The sequence below is a fragment of the Halomonas sp. ML-15 genome, assembly GCF_014779595.1.
Classification (GTDB): domain Bacteria; phylum Pseudomonadota; class Gammaproteobacteria; order Pseudomonadales; family Halomonadaceae; genus Franzmannia.
On record NZ_JACXZT010000019.1, the window covers coordinates 106219 to 124461 of the forward strand.

Sequence of the window (18243 nt, forward strand, 5' to 3'; positions counted from 1 at the left end):
GACCAGGAGGAAGGGTCATGAGCTACCACATCGAATTTGCCAACCAGCGCACCACCGACGGCTGCACCTTCGTCGACGTGTTCGCCCGCCTGCCCTATCAGCAGCTAACCATCACCCCCGACGGCCAGCGCCCCATTACGCTCCCAGGTGAAGACGTTTCCATCATCTGCGGTAGTGACGTGCTCGGCTGGGATATCACCTTTGGCCCCCGTATCACCGCCGACCTGATCGACGGCCTGGAAATCCCCGGCGTCACCCTCGGCATCAACCGGGTCGACAGCACCATTCATGGCTCTGGCCTGATCTACGCCCGCGACTTCTCCACCCTGGAAGCCGCCAAGACCTTCGTGCGCTACCTCTACAAGCGCTTCTACGACGCCTTCTACCGCGTTGACACCTACGACGCTGAGCCCAGCGACCCTACCGACAACGCCGCTGACGCCGTTTCTGAATCTGCTCTAGAGGAAGAATGCTGGCTCTGTGATGGCTGTGGTGAGGTCGAGACTTTCAAGCCTGACGGATCACCGATCACGGTTGGTTGCCCTGCATGTGTCCAGCGTGATCGTGACGCCATCATTGAGCGTCTTCGCACGAAGCTCTACGTCGTGCTCACCGTTTCACCCCGTAGCGTCCCTGCCCCTTTGACCCATGACGGCGCCGCCCATCGTATCGCGTTTTGCTCAACGCCCGAGTGGGTCACTTTTTATCCACCGGCCATGGATGCACCCCCTGCAACTGGTATCCACACCTACCCGAGGAACACCCAATGACCACCGCCAACGGCAAACGTCCCGTTCGCGTGTTCCTGGACAGCGGCGAGTATTCATCCCTGCTGATCCAGGCTGGCACGCACCAAGCCACCCCCTCCGCCCTGGGCCAGCTACTCATCCAGGACGGCCTCCAGCGTCTCCAGCGCGGCGACTACACCGCCCTGGGTCTGGCCTCTGATGGCACTGACGCCAGCGCTGATGCCACCACCACCCCAGGCCGCGACCCGGCCTCGGAGGCTTAAAAGATGTATGTGCCTGCCCGTCACCCGTCGCCCATCGGTCGCACGGCTCCCCGAGTCGGCGGACGGTCACCCGTCAAGGGCGAGGGTGCGAGCGCAGCGAGCGCCCTTGACGGGGGGCAGGGAGTCGACTGCCGTGCTGACCGACCGATGGGCAGCCGGGTAGGGAAGGCACACGCCTGCCCGGAGCCCCGAGCCTTGAGGGAGCGGGCCAGCCGCTGCCTCCACGGTCGCGACTACGGCCAGGCCGCGCTGCTCTATGCCCTCGCCGAGTATCACCACCAGGTGACGGAAGGCTCGTCACCAACCACCACCGAGCTAGCCGTTCTCGCTCGCCACTGTGAAAGCCAAGCAGCTGGACACCCAGCAGCCAGAACCCAAGCCAACGAAGGAAGGAACGACTCATGATCAACACCATTCAAGCCCGCGTCATCGGTGCCATGCGCTACTCCATGGACAACGGCGTTAAAGGCGCAAAGCTCACCATCATGAACGAAGCCGACCCCAACAATGACAACCGGGTCGGTCACGAAGTCGCCACGATCTCCGCCCCCTACGAGATCCTCGACCAGATCCGGCCCCACGCCGCCCACATGCCCTGCAACCTCGAGATTGACGCCGAAATGCGCACCACCGGCGGCAAGATCACCATGCACGCCATCGCCGTGCGCAAACCCGCTGCCAGCGGTAACAGCAACGCTGCTGCCACCCCGGCCGCTTCCAGCAACGCCACTACCGCCAAAGGCGCGGCCAGCTGATGTACGTACAAGCCTGCCTCGACTGGGATGACGACCTGGACACCTGTTCCGGTCCTCTCCACTGGGTCGAGGCAGCCGAGCTAGTCCAGGCGGGAAACCAGCCCTGGCTAGATGTCCCCGGTGCCCTCCTGGTCGCCGGGGCCATAGGTGCCGTCTGGGCTACTGCCTGGGCACTTCGCGCTATTGCGCAACAACTCCACTACTTCAGCAGAGGTAACTGATATGCGTCTCATCAAGAAAGCCAAAGTCGTCGTCCTCGCACCTGCCGCCTACCTGGCCTCAGGCGCGGCCATGGCTCAGGAAGCCGTCGACACCACCGGCCTTGTTAGCACCATCGAAAGCGCCATGGGGCCTGTCGGTGCCGTAGGCCTCGCCGTGCTCGGTGTGCTGGCGGGCATCATGGTCTTCACCCTCATCCGGCGCGTTATGCGCTGATCGCCCAGCAGGCGAACGTCGGCCCCTACCCGATCACTCAGGCAGGGGCCGTTTTCATTCACCACCGCACCAGGGAATGAGGCCATGAACCATGCTCGAACTGTCACCCGGTATGCTTGTCTTGTTGGCCTTGTTGCCGGCCTTCTGGCTCCTGTTTCATCACTAGCGCAGCAATCCTCAACAGGCCCTGCCGCCACCACGATCACGCGTGTCGCCTCAGCGGGAACCAGTGGCTCGGATATCCTCGCCCGCGTCACCGCCAACACTCAGCCACAAGCGATCGGCTCTCGGATCTACTGGACCCAACAAGTCCCCGTCTCTCGTGAAACGTTAAGAGTGGGTGCGCTTGCCGCGATGCGACGTGGTGTCATGCATCCGGGGTTACAGCTCGCCATCTTTGCTGCTGGTTATATATGGTCACAAGAAGAGGGTGTTCAGGTTCCTGACGATGATGCTCCAATTTACGAGTCTATTGATGCGCCAGAAGGCCAATCTTTTATATTAAGAAACACAAGCCAACGCTTTCCCTCTACTGGCGCCGTTTGCCATGCTGCTATCAAACAGTTCGGCGACTCACATGAATTTAGAACTAGAGCAATTAATTACTTAGGCAATAATTCTTACGAATGTCGCTATCATATGCTTGGCTCAAATGGCTGGATCAACTCAAGCAATCGTCGCTACGCCGATTTATCTACCAATTCCCCGAATACGCCAACTGATTATACTGGCCCCTCCAATGGCTTTGTTCCTGCAACTGAATCTGACCTAGAACATCTCGATGGTCACCTCCCCGAATCCATCGTCGACGATCTATGGTCTGACAACACCGCGTCTGAAGAGTGGGAACAGATCATCGAGGACTTCTGGGCCAACGATCCTGCGCTGTCCGGCCAGCCTAAACCCTCATCGTCTGGCAACGCGCCGCCCGAGGTATCTCGAGAAGTCGCCAAGCGTGCTGCCAATATCGATGCCCAAACCAAAGGGGAAGATAAGCCCTTCCCTGGCTCTTCCGGTGGTGGCCTACCGCCTGAAGATGAAATGCTTGATCGCTGGGATGAACCCCCTCCCGACTTCCCTGGCGTAGATGATCCTGTCTGGAATGTTGAAGTGATTGAAGACCTACCAGATTACGATTCTGGCCTATCTGGTGGTCACTGCCCAGCTCCTACAGTGGTTAATGTTCCTCTCTATGGATCTATTACCATTGAATGGTACCCGATATGTGATTTTGCCTCCATGATATCCGGTGCTGTTAAGGCACTCGGCTTACTCATGGGCTTGTTTATTGTCCTTGGAAGAAAGTAAGGAGACTGCCATGCCTGCTGTTATTGTGACTATTCTAGCCGCCTTCGCTAAGTTTTTTATTGCCGTTATGGTTGCAAAGATTGCTACATTCCTTGTCTTTACCACCATTAGCACGGTGCTTATCCGTAACCTCATGGATGCCGCCATGAACCATCTTGGTTCTGTTGGGGAATTCCTCTGGTTCGCGCAACTTGCTGGTATCGACGTGGCCCTTTCCGCCATTGGCTCTGCTTTTCTGCTTCGTGCTGCTTTCCGAGCCTGGAGTGTCGGCCCTTCCGCCATTATCACCGGAGGCTAATAACCATGGCCATTCACCTGATCTCAGGCGTGCCCGGTGCCGGTAAGACCCTGCGCGCCGTCTACAGCATGATCAACCTGCTGCGCACCGAAGATGGCGCAGATCGCCCCTTCTTCGGCAACGTCAACGGCCTACGCAACCAGGCCGATATTCCCGATCAGTGGATGGACTGCCCTGATGGCTCGCTGATCCTGATCGACGAAGCCCAGCAGCGTTGGCGCCGCTACCGCAACACCGGAGAGCCCCCCGCCGAAATCGCCGCCCTGGAGACACATCGCCACCGCGGCATCGACTTCATCATCACCTGCCAAAACCCCAGCCAGCTCACCAGCGACGTGCGCGCTCTGGTCGACACCCACGAACATCTGATGCGTAAGGGCAAGCTCAACGGCGCCATCGTCTGGCGCTGGGAAGGTAATTGCCACACTAATCCGGCGTCCCATGCCAAAGATGCCGACTGTGAAGTCACCGTCTGGAGGTACCCCAAATGGGTCTTCGAACAGTACACGTCCGCCAGCATGCACACCGGCAAAAAGCGCCTGCCGCGTATCCTGGTAATCGCTCCCGTCGTTCTCCTCGTCGCCGCCGCCTCTATTACCTTTGCCGTCGCACAGGTTTCCGGCTACTTCGGCTCTGGCTCCGATCTCTCAGACGCTGATCAGGAGCTACTCACCATCGACATCACCGGCGATCTACCCGAGCCGGTCACCGCTTACGCCGGCGTCATTTTCGGTGACATCTGCCGCTTATACGACCAGGAGAGCCGTCTTCTGCTCGTCTCCCGACCGATGTGCCTCGAAGCGATGGACATGGGCCTGCCGTACGAGGTCGAGGTGCTGGACCTATGACAGCAATGGTGGAAACCGCCCGCCGGTGCGGCGCGGGAGAGGACGCTTGCGCCCGCATCCCCGCGCCGCACCGGCGGCGCGGCGCGAGACCCTCCCTGTAACACGTCTCGCAGACTGACAACGTTATAGGTGGTAACACGCCAATAAATGCCAATACGGGGTATTAGAAAAATGAAGCGTTGGGAACGTTATTCGATAGAGTCACTGGCACGTGGCGAGCAAGACGCACGCGGCCCGATCTTTCTCAGTCCCAAGGGCCAGCGCGAGCTCCAGGGCATCAAATTGCTCAATGCCGGCGTCGACACTGTGCGTCAGCTCTACATCGGCATGCCCTGCATGTACCAATTCGACATGATCATTGAGGCCTACCAGCAAGGCCGTGGTGCCACTATCGAGCTGTTCGATACCACCTGGATCGTGGCCGCTGGCTCTGCCAGCTCCGGCTTTCGGTACCGTCTGCAGAACAACGACCTGGGCGTGATCGTGCTGTTCTACGCCCGGCACCAGAAAGTCGACACCCTGGGTACCCACGTCAAGATCGAGCTATCGCCCCACTTCATCCAGGAACGTACCCCTGAGGCCTGCCAAGCCTTCATGGACAACATCGCCAAGCACATGCTGGCCTACGTCCAATTCGCCGGCTGCGCGATCCACCTCGCCCTCGACGTCCAGGGCTGGGAGCCCCCTAACGACTTCATGGACCGCTTCGTCACTCGCTCCAAAAAAGTCATGCGCATCAACGGTATCGATAACCTCACCTTCGACCATGGCAACATCGCCACTACCTACGGTCGTAACGAAACCTTGATGTTTGGCACTGCCGGCGCGCTTCAATGCTGTATTTACAACAAGACCTTGCAGGCCAAAGCCACCGACAAGCTCCACTTCTGGGAAGGCATCTGGCAGCAAGCCCCCGGCGACGAACCCTTTACCAGCGCCTACGATCCCGAGCGTGACGTGTGGCGTATTGAGATGCGCTTTCACCAGTCCGTGTTGCGCGAGTTTGCCCAGGGCATCCCCTGCAACGTCGACACCGGCGAAGTGATCGACGACGCTCACGGCTTCCACCGCTTCACCGACACCGTGCCCCACCTCACCGGCCTATGGCGTACCGCCCTGCAAACCTACCGCCTCGACCTCTGCCGCAACCTCATTGACCCCGCCTGGCAGCTACTCCAGGACGACGCCCGCTTCTACGCCAGTGAGCCCCACGGCCTCTACAAACGCGCTCGCAAGGCCCCTGGCCTGGGAAACGAAAAGAACGTCTGCCTCGCCTTCGGCAACCTCGTCTCGATCTACGCCCGGCAAGGCTTTCGCACCCATGAAGCGGTTCGCTACCTCCAGCGCTCCGGCATGTGGGAAGACCTCGCCGAGTACTACCGACGCCGCGGCATCGACTCGGCCGGCTTCCGCCAACTGGTCGAGCAAAAGCTGATCGAGCGACGACTGATCGGCAAGGCTGCCTGATGGCAATTACCAGGCAAGGCAATGGTTGGAAGGTCGACTGTTGGCCCGAGGGTCGCTACGGCCCCCGCGTTCGCAAGCGTGGCTTCAAGACCAAGGCCGAAGCCAAGCGCTTCGAATCCTACGTCATGGGCAAAGCTGCTGCCGGCGAACCCTACGCGCCCAAGAAACGCGACCATCGCCGCCTGCTGGATCTGATCCAGATCTGGTACGACTTCCACGGCGTCACGCTCAAGGACGGTAAGCGCCGTTTCTCCCAGCTCCAGGCCCTGGCCGTAAAAATGGGCAACCCCATTGCGTCGACCATCACGCCTATAGGCGCCTCGCGCTTCCGCCAGCAGCGTCTCGCCGAAGGCATCACCCCCAACACCGCCAACCACGACCAGGCCCATCTGCGTGCTGTCTTCAACAAGGTCATCAAGCTAGGGGAGTGGCAAGGTCAGAACCCCTTCGCCATCATCCAGCCCCTGCGGCTCGATGAGAAGGAACTCGCCTACCTCACCGAGCCACAGATCGACGCCTTACTCGAGGTACTCGAGCAATCGCCCAATCGTGATGTTCACCTGGTCACGCGACTCTGCCTCGCTACCGGTGCCCGCTGGAGCGAAGCCCAATACCTACGCGTTGAGATGCTCAGAAATTGTCGTGTGACCTACTCCGGCACCAAGAACCGCCGTAATCGCACCATTCCTCTCCCTCAGCCACTCTTTGACGCCCTGGTCGAGCATGCCCCTAAGTTCGGTCGCGTGTTCCCCACAGACGCGTATCAGCCCTTTGCCAAAGGCATCAAAGCTGCGGGCATCCAGCTACCCCCTGGGCAATGCACCCACGTGCTCCGACACACCTTCGCCAGTCACTTCATGATGAACGGTGGCGACGTGCTCACCCTGCAACGCATCCTTGGCCATCAAACGATCACCATGACCATGCGCTATGCACACCTGTCCCCCGACCATCTGGCCGACGCGATCAAGTACGCACCGAAAAGCAGCGTAGGCAACTTGTAGACAACGAGAAAAAATCAGAAATGATCAAACCTTGGAAGGAACCGCTAAAGGCTTGATTTTGCTGGTACCGGCGGTCGGACTCGAACCGACAAGGGCTTGCACCCGGCGGATTTTGAATCCGCTGCGTCTACCAATTCCGCCACGCCGGCAACGCGCGGTGCATTATACGTGGGCCGCTGGGCAGGTCAATCGCGCGGCCTGACTTTGCATCACGAAACGGGTATCCTGTGCCGCTTGTCCAGGCGGTCGAGTCGGCGGCTGTGGGCAAGGTGTCGATGCCACTATTACTGCGAGTCATGGCCTTCATGCTGCGTGCCGATTTCCATTACGACCTCCCCGAGGAGCTGATCGCTCGCTATCCCTCCGAGCAGCGCAGCGACTGTCGCCTGCTGTGCGTCGACGGCCCCAGCGGCGAGCTGAGCCATCGCCGCTTTCCCGATCTGCTCGAACTGCTCGAGCCCGGCGATCTGCTGGTGTTCAACGACACCCGGGTCATTCCGGCGCGCCTGCATGGCCACAAGGCCAGCGGCGGCAAGGTGGAGATGCTGCTCGAGCGGCCGCTGGATGCCCACCGTGGCCTGGCGCACATCCGCTCTAGCAAGTCGCCTAAGCCAGGCACCGAACTGATCTTCGAGGGCGACGTGCACGCCGTGGTCGAGGGCCGCCGCGACGCACTGTTCGAGCTGCGCTTCCTCGGCGAGACGCCGATGATCGCGCTGCTCGAGCGCCACGGCCATATGCCGCTGCCGCCTTATATTACCCGCGAGGACGAGCTCACCGACCGCGAGCGCTACCAGACCGTCTATGCCCGCCGCGATGGCGCCGTGGCCGCGCCCACCGCCGGGCTGCACTTCGACGAGCCGCTGCTGGCGGCGCTGGCAGAGAAAGGCATAGAGAGCGCCTTCGTGACCCTGCACGTCGGTGCCGGCACCTTCCAGCCGGTGCGCGCCGACGACATTCGCGACCACCATATGCACAGCGAGTGGATTGAGGTCGACGAGCAGGCCTGCGACAAGGTCGAGGCCGCTCGCGCCGCCGGCAAGCGGGTCATCGCGGTGGGCACCACTAGCGTGCGCTGCCTGGAGTCAGCATGCCAGAAGAGCACCAGCGGCGCGATCGCTCCCTACCGGGGCGAGACCGATATTTTCATCTACCCTGGCTATGCATGGCAGTGCGTGGATGCCCTGGTCACCAACTTCCATCTGCCGGAGTCGACGCTGCTGATGCTGGTGTCGTCCTTCGCCGGTTTCGATACCACCCTGGCCGCCTACCGCGAGGCCGTGGCCGAGCACTATGCGTTCTTCAGTTACGGCGATGCGATGTTTTTAACCCGCAAGACCTCTTGAGCGCCCAGGCCGATAACGAGATTTTCATGCGTAACGACTGCTTCATGACCTTCGAACAGCTGGCCAGCGACGGCCGTGCCCGCCGCGGCCGCCTGAGCTTTCCCCGCGGCACGGTGGAAACCCCCGCCTTCATGCCGGTGGGCACCTACGGCACCGTCAAGGGCATGACCCCGGCCTCGGTGGAGGAGATCGGCGCCGAGATCATTCTCGGCAATACCTTCCATCTGTGGCTGCGCCCGGGGGCCGAGGTGATTGCCGAGCATGGCGATCTGCACGGTTTCTCTCAGTGGCAGAAGCCGATCCTCACCGATTCCGGCGGCTTCCAGGTGTTTTCGCTGGGCAAGATGCGCAAGATTACCGAGCAGGGCGTGCACTTCCGCTCGCCGGTAGACGGCAGCAAGGTATTCATGGGGCCGGAAGAGTCGATCGCCATGCAGCGCACGCTAGGCTCTGACGTGGTGATGATCTTCGACGAGTGCACGCCCTACCCGGCCACCGAACAGGAGGCCGAGTTCTCCATGCAGCGCTCGCTGCGCTGGGCCAAGCGCTCCCTCGACGCCCACGGCGACTCACCGTCGGCGCTGTTCGGCATCATTCAGGGCGGCATGTACCCGGCGCTTCGCGAGCGCTCACTAAAGGGTTTGCTCGATATCGGCTTCGACGGCCTGGCCATCGGCGGCCTCTCGGTAGGCGAGCCCAAGGAGGAGATGATCAAGGTCCTCGACTACCTGCCGAGCTGGATGCCGGCGGAGAAGCCCCGCTACCTGATGGGGGTCGGCAAGCCCGAGGATCTGGTCGAAGGCGTCCGCCGCGGCGTGGATATGTTCGACTGCGTGATGCCGACCCGTAATGCCCGCAACGGCCATCTGTTCACTGCCGAGGGCACGGTCAAGATTCGCAATGCCAAGCACCGCCACGACACAAGCCCGCTGGAGGCCGACTGTGACTGCTATACCTGCCAGCACTTCTCCCGCGGCTACCTGCACCACCTCGACCGCTGCGGCGAGATGCTCGGCTCGATGCTCAACACTATCCACAACCTGCGCTACTACCAGCGACTGATGGCTGGTTTGCGCGGGGCTATCGAAGCGGGTACATTGGCGAACTTCGTGGAAATGTTCTATGCGCGACGCGGCCTGCCCGTGCCTCCGGCCCCCGAGCAGTGACGCGGCGCGCTGACCCTTGCCGTAACCTTTCGTTTCTCAGGAGATAACGTCTCATGCTGGACTTCTTCATCTCGCCGGCCTATGCCGAAGGCGGCGCCGCCGGTGGCGGTATGGCCCAGATCATCATGCTGGTCGGTTTCGTGGCCATCTTCTACTTCCTGCTGTGGCGCCCGCAGGCCAAGCGAGCCAAGCAGCACAAGCAGCTGGTATCGAGCCTCTCCAAGGGTGACGAAGTGGTGATCGGCGGCGGTGTACTGGGCCGTATCACCAAGGTCAGCGACGACAGCGAGTTCTTCACCATGGAAATCGCCGAAGGCACCGAGATCAACGTGCAGAAGAACGCCGTGGCCGCCGTGCTGCCCAAGGGCACCCTCAAGTCCATCTGATTTGCGGCGCAACATCAGTGCACCGTGCCCGGGCGAACCCTTGGGCGCGGCGCCTGTCCAAGCGCCGAACCCCTCTGGTAAACGCCACGTCACTGCGTCAGCGTCGCCGTCAGTCAGCTACAAGGCAGGGCCTGCATGCTTAACCGATATCCCCTGTGGAAGTATCTGCTCATACTTCTCGTGCTCGTCGTGGGCCTGATCTACTCGCTGCCCAATCTGTTCCAGGCGGACCCCGCCGTGCAGATCAGCAGCGCCCGCAGCGAAGCCCCGCTCAGCGAGCAACAGCTGGAACAGATCCAGTCCGCTCTCGATGACGCCGGCATCAGCGTCAGCGCCACCGACGTCGCTGACGACGGCGTGCTGTTTCGCCTCGCCAACTCCGATGACCAGCTCGCTGCCCGCGAACTGATCGGCGACCTCCTCGATGATGACGACTATGTGATCGCCATCAATCTCGCCGAGGCCACACCCCAGTGGCTGCAGAGCCTGGCGGCGTCGCCGATGACGCTGGGCCTCGACCTGCGTGGCGGGGTGCACTTCCTGCTCGAGGTCGACATGGACGCCGCCGTGGAGCAGCGTCTCGAGGTCAACGCCAGCGCCATGCGCGAGATGCTGCGCGGCGAGCGCATCCGCTATCGCAATACCGAGATCGACGGCCGCGACCTGACGCTGACCTTTATCAATGATGAAGATCGTGATCAGGCACGTACCCTGATCAGTCGCGAGTTTCCCGACTTCGACTACAGCAACCAGGGCGACGGTCGCGGCGCCAGCCTGGTGATGACCATGACCGACCAGGCAGTCAACGAGCTGCAGGACTACGCGGTCAACCAGAACCTGACCACCCTGCGCAACCGCGTCGACGAACTCGGCGTAGCCGAACCCATGGTCCAGCGCCAGGGGCCGGATCGCATCGTGGTCGAGCTACCGGGCGTCCAGGACACCGCCGCCGCCAAGCGTGTGGTAGGTGCCACCGCCAACCTCGAGTTCCGCCTCGAGGCGCGCCCCGACACCCCGGACAACGAGACCGAGACGTTCAGTTTCCGCAACGATGAGTCGCGCACCGCCGATCTGATGCGCGATGTGATCCTCACCGGCGACAGCGTCTCCAACGCCAACCGCAGCTTCGACGAGAACGGCCGCCCACAGGTCAATATCAACCTCGACGGCACCGGTGGCACCCTGATGAACCGCGCCACGCGCACCAATATCGGTCGCAATATGGCGGTGCTGTTCATCGAGCACAACACCCGTACCACCACGGTGATCGAGGACGGTGAAGAGGTGGAGGTGCGCGAGCCCTACACCGAGCGCGGCCTGATCAGCCTGGCCACCATCCAGAGCGCGCTAGGCAACAGCTTCCGCATCACCGGGCTCGACTCGCCCACCGAAGCCGCCGATCTGGCCCTGCTGCTGCGCTCCGGCTCACTGGCCGCGCCCATCTACTTCGTCCAGGAGCGCACCATCGGGCCAAGCCTCGGCCAGGACAATATCGACCGCGGCGTAACCTCGATCATGGTCGGTCTGGCGCTGGTGGTGCTGTTCATGCTGGTGCGCTACAAGGTGTTCGGGGTGATCGCCAATATCGCCCTGACCATCAACCTGACCCTGCTGGTGGCGGCGATGTCGATGCTCGGCGCCACCCTGACCCTGCCCGGCATCGCCGGCATGGTCTTGACGCTGGGCATGGCCGTGGATGCCAACGTACTGATATTCGAGCGAATACGCGAAGAGCTGCGTGGCGGCATGTCGGTACAGCAGGCCATTCATGCCGGCTATGAGCGCGCCTTCACCTCGATCATCGATGCCAATATCACCACCCTGCTGGTGGCAGTGATTCTGTTCTCGATCGGCACCGGGCCGGTCAAGGGCTTCGCCGTCACTCTGTCACTAGGCATCATGACCTCGATGTTCACCGCCCTGCTGGTCACCCGCGCCATGGTCAACCTGATCTACGGCGGCAAGCCGGTGAAGAAGATATGGATATGAGGAGCGCCGCGATGCGACAGTTCGATTTTATGGGCAAGCGCCGCCTGGCCTTTATCGTTTCGGCGATGCTGCTGCTGGTGTCGATCGGCTCCCTGGTGGTACAGCAGCTCAACCTGGGCCTCGACTTCACCGGCGGCACCCTGGTGGAGGTACGCTACTCTACCGCACCGGCGCTGGATGCAGTTCGCCAGGCACTGGAAGGTGAAGGCTTCCGCGACGTCTCGGTGCAGACCTTCGGGGCCTCCAACGAGATCCTGATCCGCCTGCAGCAGGACTTCGACCCCGACGTCGGCCAGCAGGTGGTTAGCCTGCTGCGCGGCGACGGCGCCGAGGTCGAGCTGATCCGCGCCGAGTTCGTCGGCGCCCAGGTCGGTGAGCAGCTGCGCGACCAGAGCGGCATGGGCATGCTGGTAGCACTCGGCATCGTGATGCTCTACGTCGCCTTTCGCTTCCAGTACAAGTTCGCCATCGGCGCACTGCTGGCACTGATCCATGACGTGATCATCGTGGTCGGGATCTTCTCGCTGTTCCAGCTCGACTTCGACCTCACCGTGCTTGCCGCGCTGCTGGCGGTGATTGGCTACTCGCTGAACGATACCATCGTGGTCTACGACCGGATCCGCGAGACGATACGCAAATCGCGTATCGACGATATGCCGGCGATCTTTAACGAAGCGATCAACATGACCCTGTCGCGCACGCTGGCGACGTCTGGTACCACCTTGCTGGTGTTGATCGCGCTGCTGCTGCTCGGCGGCGACATGATCCACTACTTCTCCATCGCCCTGATCATTGGCGTGGTAGCGGGTACCTTCTCGTCCATCTACGTCGCCGCTGCCCTGCTGCTGCTGGTCAAGCTACAGCGTCAGGATCTGATCCCGGCCAAGAAGGAAGATCCAGAGGAAGAGGGCGAAGAGCAGCTGCCCTAGCGGCAGAGTTCTCCCCGCACGGTACATTAGGCCCTGCCACTTGGCGGGGCCTTTTGGCATCTAGCGATTGGATCGCAGCGTGCGCTCGATACGCGCCTGTATCCAGTCACAGAACAGCAGAATACGCGGCTCATCGACACGATGGGCAGCACATACCAGATAGTAGGCCTGGGGGGCTGGCACCTCAGCGTCGAACAGCCTCACCAGATTGCCCCGCGCGAAGTCCTGGGCACAGACGATGCGATCCCCCAGGGCCACACCAAATCCCGCCGCCGCCGCCTCCAGCGTCAGATGGGCACCCCACAGATGGGTGCCATGCCCCAGATCACTGATATCGGCCCCCGCCGAGGCGAGCCAGCGCTTCCAGTTACCACCGGCATCCTCGTGCAGCAGCCAGCCGCCGCGCAGTTCGCTCACCTGCCGCGGCTGATCGCTGGCGGCGAAGAAGCGCGGATGACACACCGGTGTCATGTCGAAATTGGCCAGCAGCCTGACGTGCTTGCGCTCCCACTCGCCGTCACCGTAGACCACCGCCAGGTCGTAGTCGCCGGTGGCCACCTCCTCATCGTCGAGATTGTGCGGCACCACGCTGAGGTCGATATCGGGAAAGGCGGCGCGGAAGTCGCTCAGCTGATACGCCAGCCACTTGGTCGCCAGGGTCGGTGGGCAGGCGATATGCAAGCGCCCCTCCACCGAGGGCAACCCCAGCTTGAGGGTACTCTCGGCCAGCAGCCGCAGCGCCTCACGCACCTGGCGCGAGTAGACCAGTCCCGTCTGATTGAGCCGCAGCTGGCGTCGATCACGATGAAACAGGCTGACGCCCAGCGCCTCTTCCAGCGACTTGATGTGATGGCTCACCGCGCCGTGGGTGACGTGCAGCTCCTCGGCCGCCTGCTTGACGCTTTGCAGGCGCGCCACGGCCTCGAAGGCACGCAGGGCATTGAGCGGTGGCAAAGGTCGCCTCACGGTAGTTTTTCTCACATGTTGGGACAAAAAATATGAATTTTATTATCACCACATTGTTGCCAACCTGAAAGCGGCTACACGCCACCTGCGCCACTTTCCCGAGGACTCTGTGATGAAGGCACCCGACACAGCCGCCACCCACCGGCCACGTAATCCCGATCGACTGGCCCGCGACAAGGGGCGCGACTTCTCTGAGGTGCCGGTGATCGACTTGGCCCCGGCGCTCGGCCCCGAGGCCACGGCCGGGACGCGCCAGGCGGTCGCCGACGAGATCGGCAAGGCCTGCGAACAGATCGGCTTCTTCTATGTCGCCAACCACGGCATCGCCGACGGCATCATCGTCGCCGCCTGGGCCGCCTCGCGGCGCTTCTTCGCCCTGCCGTTGGCGCACAAGCAGGAAATACATATCAGCAAGCTGCCCAACCATCGCGGCTACCTGGGGATCGGCGAGGAGACCCTCGACCCCTACGCCGCCGACAGCAAAGAAGTCTTCAAGGTGGGGCTCGAGCTGCCCGCAGACGACCCCGACTTCCAGAACGGCATCATCATGTATGGCCCCAACACCTGGCCACGCGACCTGCCCGGCTTTCGCGAAGACGTCTATGCCTACTACCAGCAGGTGTTCGCCCTCTCACGGGAGCTGTTTCGCCTCTTCGCCCTGGCCATCGGTATCGATGAGCGCTTTTTCGATGACAAGATCGACAAGCCCATGGCGCAGCTCAACCTGATCCGCTATCCAGCCCACGAGGGCGAACCGCGGGTCGGCATCGGTGCCCACAGCGACTACGAGTGCCTGACCCTGCTGGCCCAGGACGACGCCGGCGGACTGGAAGCGCGCAATGCCAAGGGCGAGTGGATTGCGGTACCGCCCATCGCCGGCACCTTCGTGGTCAATATCGGCGACATGATGGCGCGCTGGACCAACGACCGCTTCGCCTCGACGGTGCATCGGGTGTTCAACCGCTCGCAGCGCGAGCGCTACTCGATGCCGTTCTTCTGCGGCTGTAATTACCACACCGTGGTCAGCTGCCTGCCCAACTGCTCTAGCGACAGCGAGCCGCCACACTATCCCGACACGGTGGCGGGTGAACATCTGGTGGCACGGCTCGACGCCACCAATGCCCATCGCCAGCCGCCGAACGGTACGCCAGCATGAGCGCCACGGTTCCCGATTGGCTGCGCGGGGTATGGCAACGGGTACGCATCGACCACGCCGACGGCCGGCAGGACACCAGCACGCGGGTGTTCTGGTTTCAGGGCCTGAGCCGCTACGCCGACCTGCGTATCGCGGCCTCGCGCCCGCAGGTTGGCCAACTTGGTGCTTCTCACTCCGCCGACATGGCCCTGGCGCACCAGCAGGGTGCCACCGGACGCTGCTACTGCCCTGACCATCAAGCCATCTGGCAGCGCGAATGGGGCTACCAGCCGGTGGTCGACTTCCCCGAACCGGGTGACCTCGAGCCGCGCGGCGCGGCGGTGGTGATCGAGCGCGCCCCCTCAGGGGCCTACGAGGAGGAGTGGCATCGGCTGACGCCGCCCGACCCCAGCATCCGGGTGTGGCGACGCGATGACCACGGTGCCCGGCTGCTGGTCATCGATGCCTACGCCATGCTGATCACGCGTCGCTCACTGGAGCTGCCACCGCGCCCCCTGCCATCCCTGCTCGCGGCCGGCACGGCCTCCGCGCACCAGCTGCTCGACTGCGAGATCTCCTGTGCGCTGCGCGCCACCCCAGGGGCCTCCTTCGTGATACAGCTGTCGACCCTGCCGTGGCGCGAGCAGCAGCGTCTTACGCTATGCAATGGCCGCGGCGAGATCACCGACAGCGGCTGGCAGCTGGAGGAGGACCACTCGGGTAGCCTCGCGGCTGACTATTCCAGTCGTCCCGCCGCTGGCTATCCCGGTAACGCCTCCACGGAAAGCTCCGAGGTAGCGTCCAAAGACGCGAATATGGTATGCGCCTTGCAGGTGAAACGATGATCGACACCCTCCTTCCACCGCCAGGAACCACCATGACAAGCCCTCCCTCGCCGCTGCGCGACGTGCCCCCGGTCAAGGCGCCGCTCCAAGCCGGCGGCGTGCAGCTCAGCATTGAGGGGATCCAGCAGCGCTACGGCAATTTCCTGGCGCTCGATGATGTCTTTATCGATATTCGCCGCGGCGAATTCCTGACCCTGCTTGGCCCCTCGGGCTCGGGCAAGACCACGCTGCTGATGATTCTCGCCGGTTTCGTCACGCCGAGTGCGGGACGACTCAAGAGCGCCGGCCAGGACATCACGCTGCGCCCCGCGGAGCAGCGCCACTACGGCATGGTCTTTCAGGGCTATGCGCTCTTTCCGCATATGAGCGTGGCCGAGAACGTCGACTTCCCGCTGCGCGTGCGCGGCGTGGATCGCGCCACACGCCGCCAGCACGTGGCACGCATGCTGGACACGGTGGGGCTGACCGAGCACGCCGGGAAAAAGCCCAGCGCCCTTTCAGGCGGCCAGCAGCAGCGGGTCGCCCTGGCCCGGGCGCTGGTCTTCGAGCCTGAGATGCTGCTGCTCGACGAACCGTTCTCGGCGCTGGACAAGAACCTACGCGGTCAGCTCCAGGACGAGCTCAAGCGTATCCACCGCGAGATGGGCACCACCTTCGTCTTCGTCACCCACGATCAGAGTGAGGCGCTGGCCCTCTCCTCGCGCATCGCCATCTTCGACCACGGCCGTCTCGCTCAAATCGATACGCCGGAGCGGCTCTATACCTCCCCCCATAACCGCTTCGTCGCCGAGTTCCTGGGGCGCATGAACCTGCTGCCGCTGACCGACGTACAGCGCAGCGGTCGGCGCGTGACGGGGCAGTTCGGCGCGGCGCCGCTGTCGGCGCTGGGCGAGCGCCACTTCGCCCACGACGCGCTGCTGATTGGCATTCGCCCCGAGCAGCTTGAGGTCGCGCTTGAGCGCGACGACGCCAGCGCGCGCAACTGGCTGGAGGTGACCCTCCTCGAACGCACCTACCAGGGCCATAGCCTCGACCTTAAGTTTGCCGGCGCGGACCACAGCGTACTGACCACCAGCATCGCCATGACCCACCCCGCCGCCTCGGCACCGCTGGGTGAACGGCTGTGGCTGCACTGGGGGATCGATGAGGGCATCGTGCTGGAGGCCTGAGCGACGCCCCGAAACACGCGAATCACTACCGCCGATGTCGGCTTGTCACAACACCAACAAGGATCCATAGCCATGCATCAGTCCCATCAGCAAGACTGTCTCGAACTGCTGGTCGAAAAGGCCCGCCGCGGCCAGATCGACCGGCGCAGCTTCCTCAAGGCTGCCGGCATGCTGGCGGCGCTGCCGCTGGCCGCGCGCAGCGGCATCGGCTGGGCCCAGGATCGCCCGATCGTGATCGTCAACTGGGGCGGCGACGCCATCGACGCCTACCGCCGGGCCTGGACCGAGCAGTTCAGCCGCGAGACCGGGATCGCGGTGCAGATCGATGGCAGCGGCCCCACCGAAGGCGCCATTCGCGCGCAGATCGCCTCGGGCCGACCGAGCTGGGACGTGGTCGATGCCGAGCCCTTCACCTCGCTGACCCTGGGGCGTGAGGGCATGATGCGCCCCCTCGACTACTCGCTCATCGAACGCGCCAAGGTCAACGAGGAGTTCGCCACCGACTACGGCGTGGCCAGCTATCTCTACAGTTACGTCATCGCCTGGGACAAGGAGCGCTTCGAGGAGACACCGCGCACCTGGGCAGACTTCTGGGACGTCGAGCGCTTCCCCGGCAAGCGCACCATGTACAAGTGGATGAACGGCGTGCTCGAGGCTGCCCTGCTGGCCGATGGCGTGGCCGTCGCCGACCTCTACCCGCTGGATATCGCCCGCGCCATGGACAAGCTGGATGAACTGCGCCCGCATATCCTCGCCTACTGGGGCTCCGGCGCCGAGAGCCAGCAGCTGTTTCTGGACGGCGAGGTGAGCATGGGCCAGATCTGGAATACCCGTGCCATCGTGCTCGATCGCGATACCGAGGGCCGGGTCGGCTGGCACTACGATAACGCCTGCGTCACCCCCAGCAGCTGGGCGGTACTCAACGACAACCCCGCCGGGGCCGACTCCACCATGCGCTTTATCGACCACGCCCTCGAACCCGAGGGGCAGGTCGAACTGCTCAAGCTGCTCGGCAACGGCCCCTCCAACCCGGCCGCCGCGGCGATGATTCCCGAGGAGCTCGTCGAGCTCAACTGCGGCTCCGAGGAGAATCTCGCCAAGCAGTTCAAGCTGGATATCGAGTGGTATGCCGACCATTACGGCAGCGTGCTCGACGACTTCCTGACCCGCACCGGGGCTTGAGCG

At 62.9% G+C, this 18243-nt stretch carries 19 protein-coding genes and 1 tRNA gene; 18 read left to right on the forward strand and 2 right to left on the reverse strand.

Annotation, left to right across the window (positions count from 1 at the left end):
* The first annotated feature begins 17 nt into the window (after positions 1–17).
* The 9 genes from IEI94_RS12090 (at position 18) to IEI94_RS12130 (ending at position 7127) form a co-directional block, all read left to right on the forward strand.
* Positions 18–770, forward strand: coding sequence for a hypothetical protein (locus tag IEI94_RS12090; RefSeq protein WP_191167570.1), 753 nt, complete (start codon positions 18–20; stop codon positions 768–770).
* Positions 767–1012: a hypothetical protein gene (locus IEI94_RS12095; RefSeq protein ID WP_191167571.1), complete on the forward strand. Its 246-nt coding sequence runs from the start codon at positions 767–769 to the stop codon at positions 1010–1012. Before IEI94_RS12090 ends, IEI94_RS12095 begins: the two co-directional genes overlap by 4 nt.
* Positions 1013–1413: 401 nt before the next feature.
* The gene (locus IEI94_RS12100) at positions 1414–1767 is read left to right on the forward strand and encodes a hypothetical protein (RefSeq protein ID WP_191167572.1); all 354 of its coding nucleotides are present in this window, start codon (positions 1414–1416) and stop codon (positions 1765–1767) included.
* Between the two features lie 222 nt (positions 1768–1989).
* The gene (locus IEI94_RS12105) at positions 1990–2202 is read left to right on the forward strand and encodes a major capsid protein (RefSeq protein WP_191167573.1); all 213 of its coding nucleotides are present in this window, start codon (positions 1990–1992) and stop codon (positions 2200–2202) included.
* A gap of 84 nt (positions 2203–2286) precedes the next feature.
* Positions 2287–3510, forward strand: coding sequence for a virulence factor TspB C-terminal domain-related protein (locus tag IEI94_RS12110; RefSeq protein WP_191167574.1), 1224 nt, complete (start codon positions 2287–2289; stop codon positions 3508–3510).
* Between the two features lie 10 nt (positions 3511–3520).
* Positions 3521–3808, forward strand: coding sequence for a DUF2523 domain-containing protein (locus IEI94_RS12115; protein WP_191167575.1), 288 nt, complete (start codon positions 3521–3523; stop codon positions 3806–3808).
* A 5-nt stretch (positions 3809–3813) separates the two neighbouring features.
* Positions 3814–4656, forward strand: a complete 843-nt coding sequence (locus tag IEI94_RS12120) for a zonular occludens toxin domain-containing protein (protein WP_191167576.1) — start codon at positions 3814–3816, stop codon at positions 4654–4656.
* A gap of 171 nt (positions 4657–4827) precedes the next feature.
* Entirely contained in the window at positions 4828–6123 is a 1296-nt protein-coding gene (locus IEI94_RS12125) for a hypothetical protein (RefSeq protein ID WP_191167577.1), read from the forward strand.
* On the forward strand, positions 6123–7127 hold the full coding sequence (locus tag IEI94_RS12130; protein ID WP_191167578.1) for a tyrosine-type recombinase/integrase: 1005 nt from the start codon (positions 6123–6125) through the stop codon (positions 7125–7127). The genes IEI94_RS12125 and IEI94_RS12130 overlap by 1 nt, the downstream gene beginning before the upstream one ends.
* A 62-nt stretch (positions 7128–7189) precedes the next feature.
* Here IEI94_RS12130 and IEI94_RS12135 read toward each other — a convergent pair.
* Positions 7190–7276, reverse strand: a tRNA-Leu gene (locus IEI94_RS12135).
* A gap of 156 nt (positions 7277–7432) precedes the next feature.
* Here IEI94_RS12135 and queA point away from each other — a divergent pair.
* The 5 genes from queA (at position 7433) to secF (ending at position 12943) form a co-directional block, all read left to right on the forward strand.
* Positions 7433–8473 carry a tRNA preQ1(34) S-adenosylmethionine ribosyltransferase-isomerase QueA gene (gene queA, locus IEI94_RS12140; RefSeq protein ID WP_191169547.1) on the forward strand — a complete coding sequence of 347 codons (1041 nt, stop codon included), beginning with the start codon at positions 7433–7435 and terminating at the stop codon, positions 8471–8473.
* A 26-nt stretch (positions 8474–8499) separates the two neighbouring features.
* A complete protein-coding gene (gene tgt / locus IEI94_RS12145) occupies positions 8500–9639 on the forward strand; it encodes a tRNA guanosine(34) transglycosylase Tgt (protein ID WP_412030910.1) in 1140 nt (379 codons plus the stop codon).
* Positions 9640–9692: 53 nt separating this feature from the next.
* Positions 9693–10025, forward strand: coding sequence for a preprotein translocase subunit YajC (gene yajC, locus IEI94_RS12150; protein ID WP_095622251.1), 333 nt, complete (start codon positions 9693–9695; stop codon positions 10023–10025).
* Positions 10026–10160: 135 nt separating this feature from the next.
* Positions 10161–12014 (forward strand): protein translocase subunit SecD, encoded by a 1854-nt coding sequence (gene secD, locus IEI94_RS12155; protein ID WP_191167579.1) that lies wholly within the window; start codon positions 10161–10163, stop codon positions 12012–12014.
* Positions 12015–12025: 11 nt separating this feature from the next.
* On the forward strand, positions 12026–12943 hold the full coding sequence (gene secF / locus IEI94_RS12160; protein ID WP_224750114.1) for a protein translocase subunit SecF: 918 nt from the start codon (positions 12026–12028) through the stop codon (positions 12941–12943).
* A gap of 60 nt (positions 12944–13003) precedes the next feature.
* Here the strand turns inward: secF and IEI94_RS12165 are convergent, their stop codons facing one another.
* The gene (locus IEI94_RS12165) at positions 13004–13909 is read right to left on the reverse strand and encodes a LysR substrate-binding domain-containing protein (RefSeq protein WP_191167580.1); all 906 of its coding nucleotides are present in this window, start codon (positions 13907–13909) and stop codon (positions 13004–13006) included.
* Between the two features lie 112 nt (positions 13910–14021).
* Here IEI94_RS12165 and IEI94_RS12170 point away from each other — a divergent pair, with 112 nt between their 5' ends.
* From IEI94_RS12170 to IEI94_RS12185, 4 genes are all read left to right on the forward strand, one after another.
* Entirely contained in the window at positions 14022–15065 is a 1044-nt protein-coding gene (locus IEI94_RS12170) for an isopenicillin N synthase family dioxygenase (RefSeq protein WP_191167581.1), read from the forward strand.
* On the forward strand, positions 15062–15889 hold the full coding sequence (locus tag IEI94_RS12175) for a hypothetical protein (RefSeq protein WP_191167582.1): 828 nt from the start codon (positions 15062–15064) through the stop codon (positions 15887–15889). The genes IEI94_RS12170 and IEI94_RS12175 overlap by 4 nt, the downstream gene beginning before the upstream one ends.
* 32 nt (positions 15890–15921) lie before the next feature.
* Positions 15922–17058 carry an ABC transporter ATP-binding protein gene (locus IEI94_RS12180; RefSeq protein WP_191167583.1) on the forward strand — a complete coding sequence of 379 codons (1137 nt, stop codon included), beginning with the start codon at positions 15922–15924 and terminating at the stop codon, positions 17056–17058.
* 72 nt (positions 17059–17130) lie between these two features.
* Complete coding sequence (locus IEI94_RS12185) at positions 17131–18240, forward strand: ABC transporter substrate-binding protein (protein ID WP_191167584.1); 1110 nt, start codon at positions 17131–17133, stop codon at positions 18238–18240.
* Positions 18241–18243 lie beyond the last annotated feature (3 nt).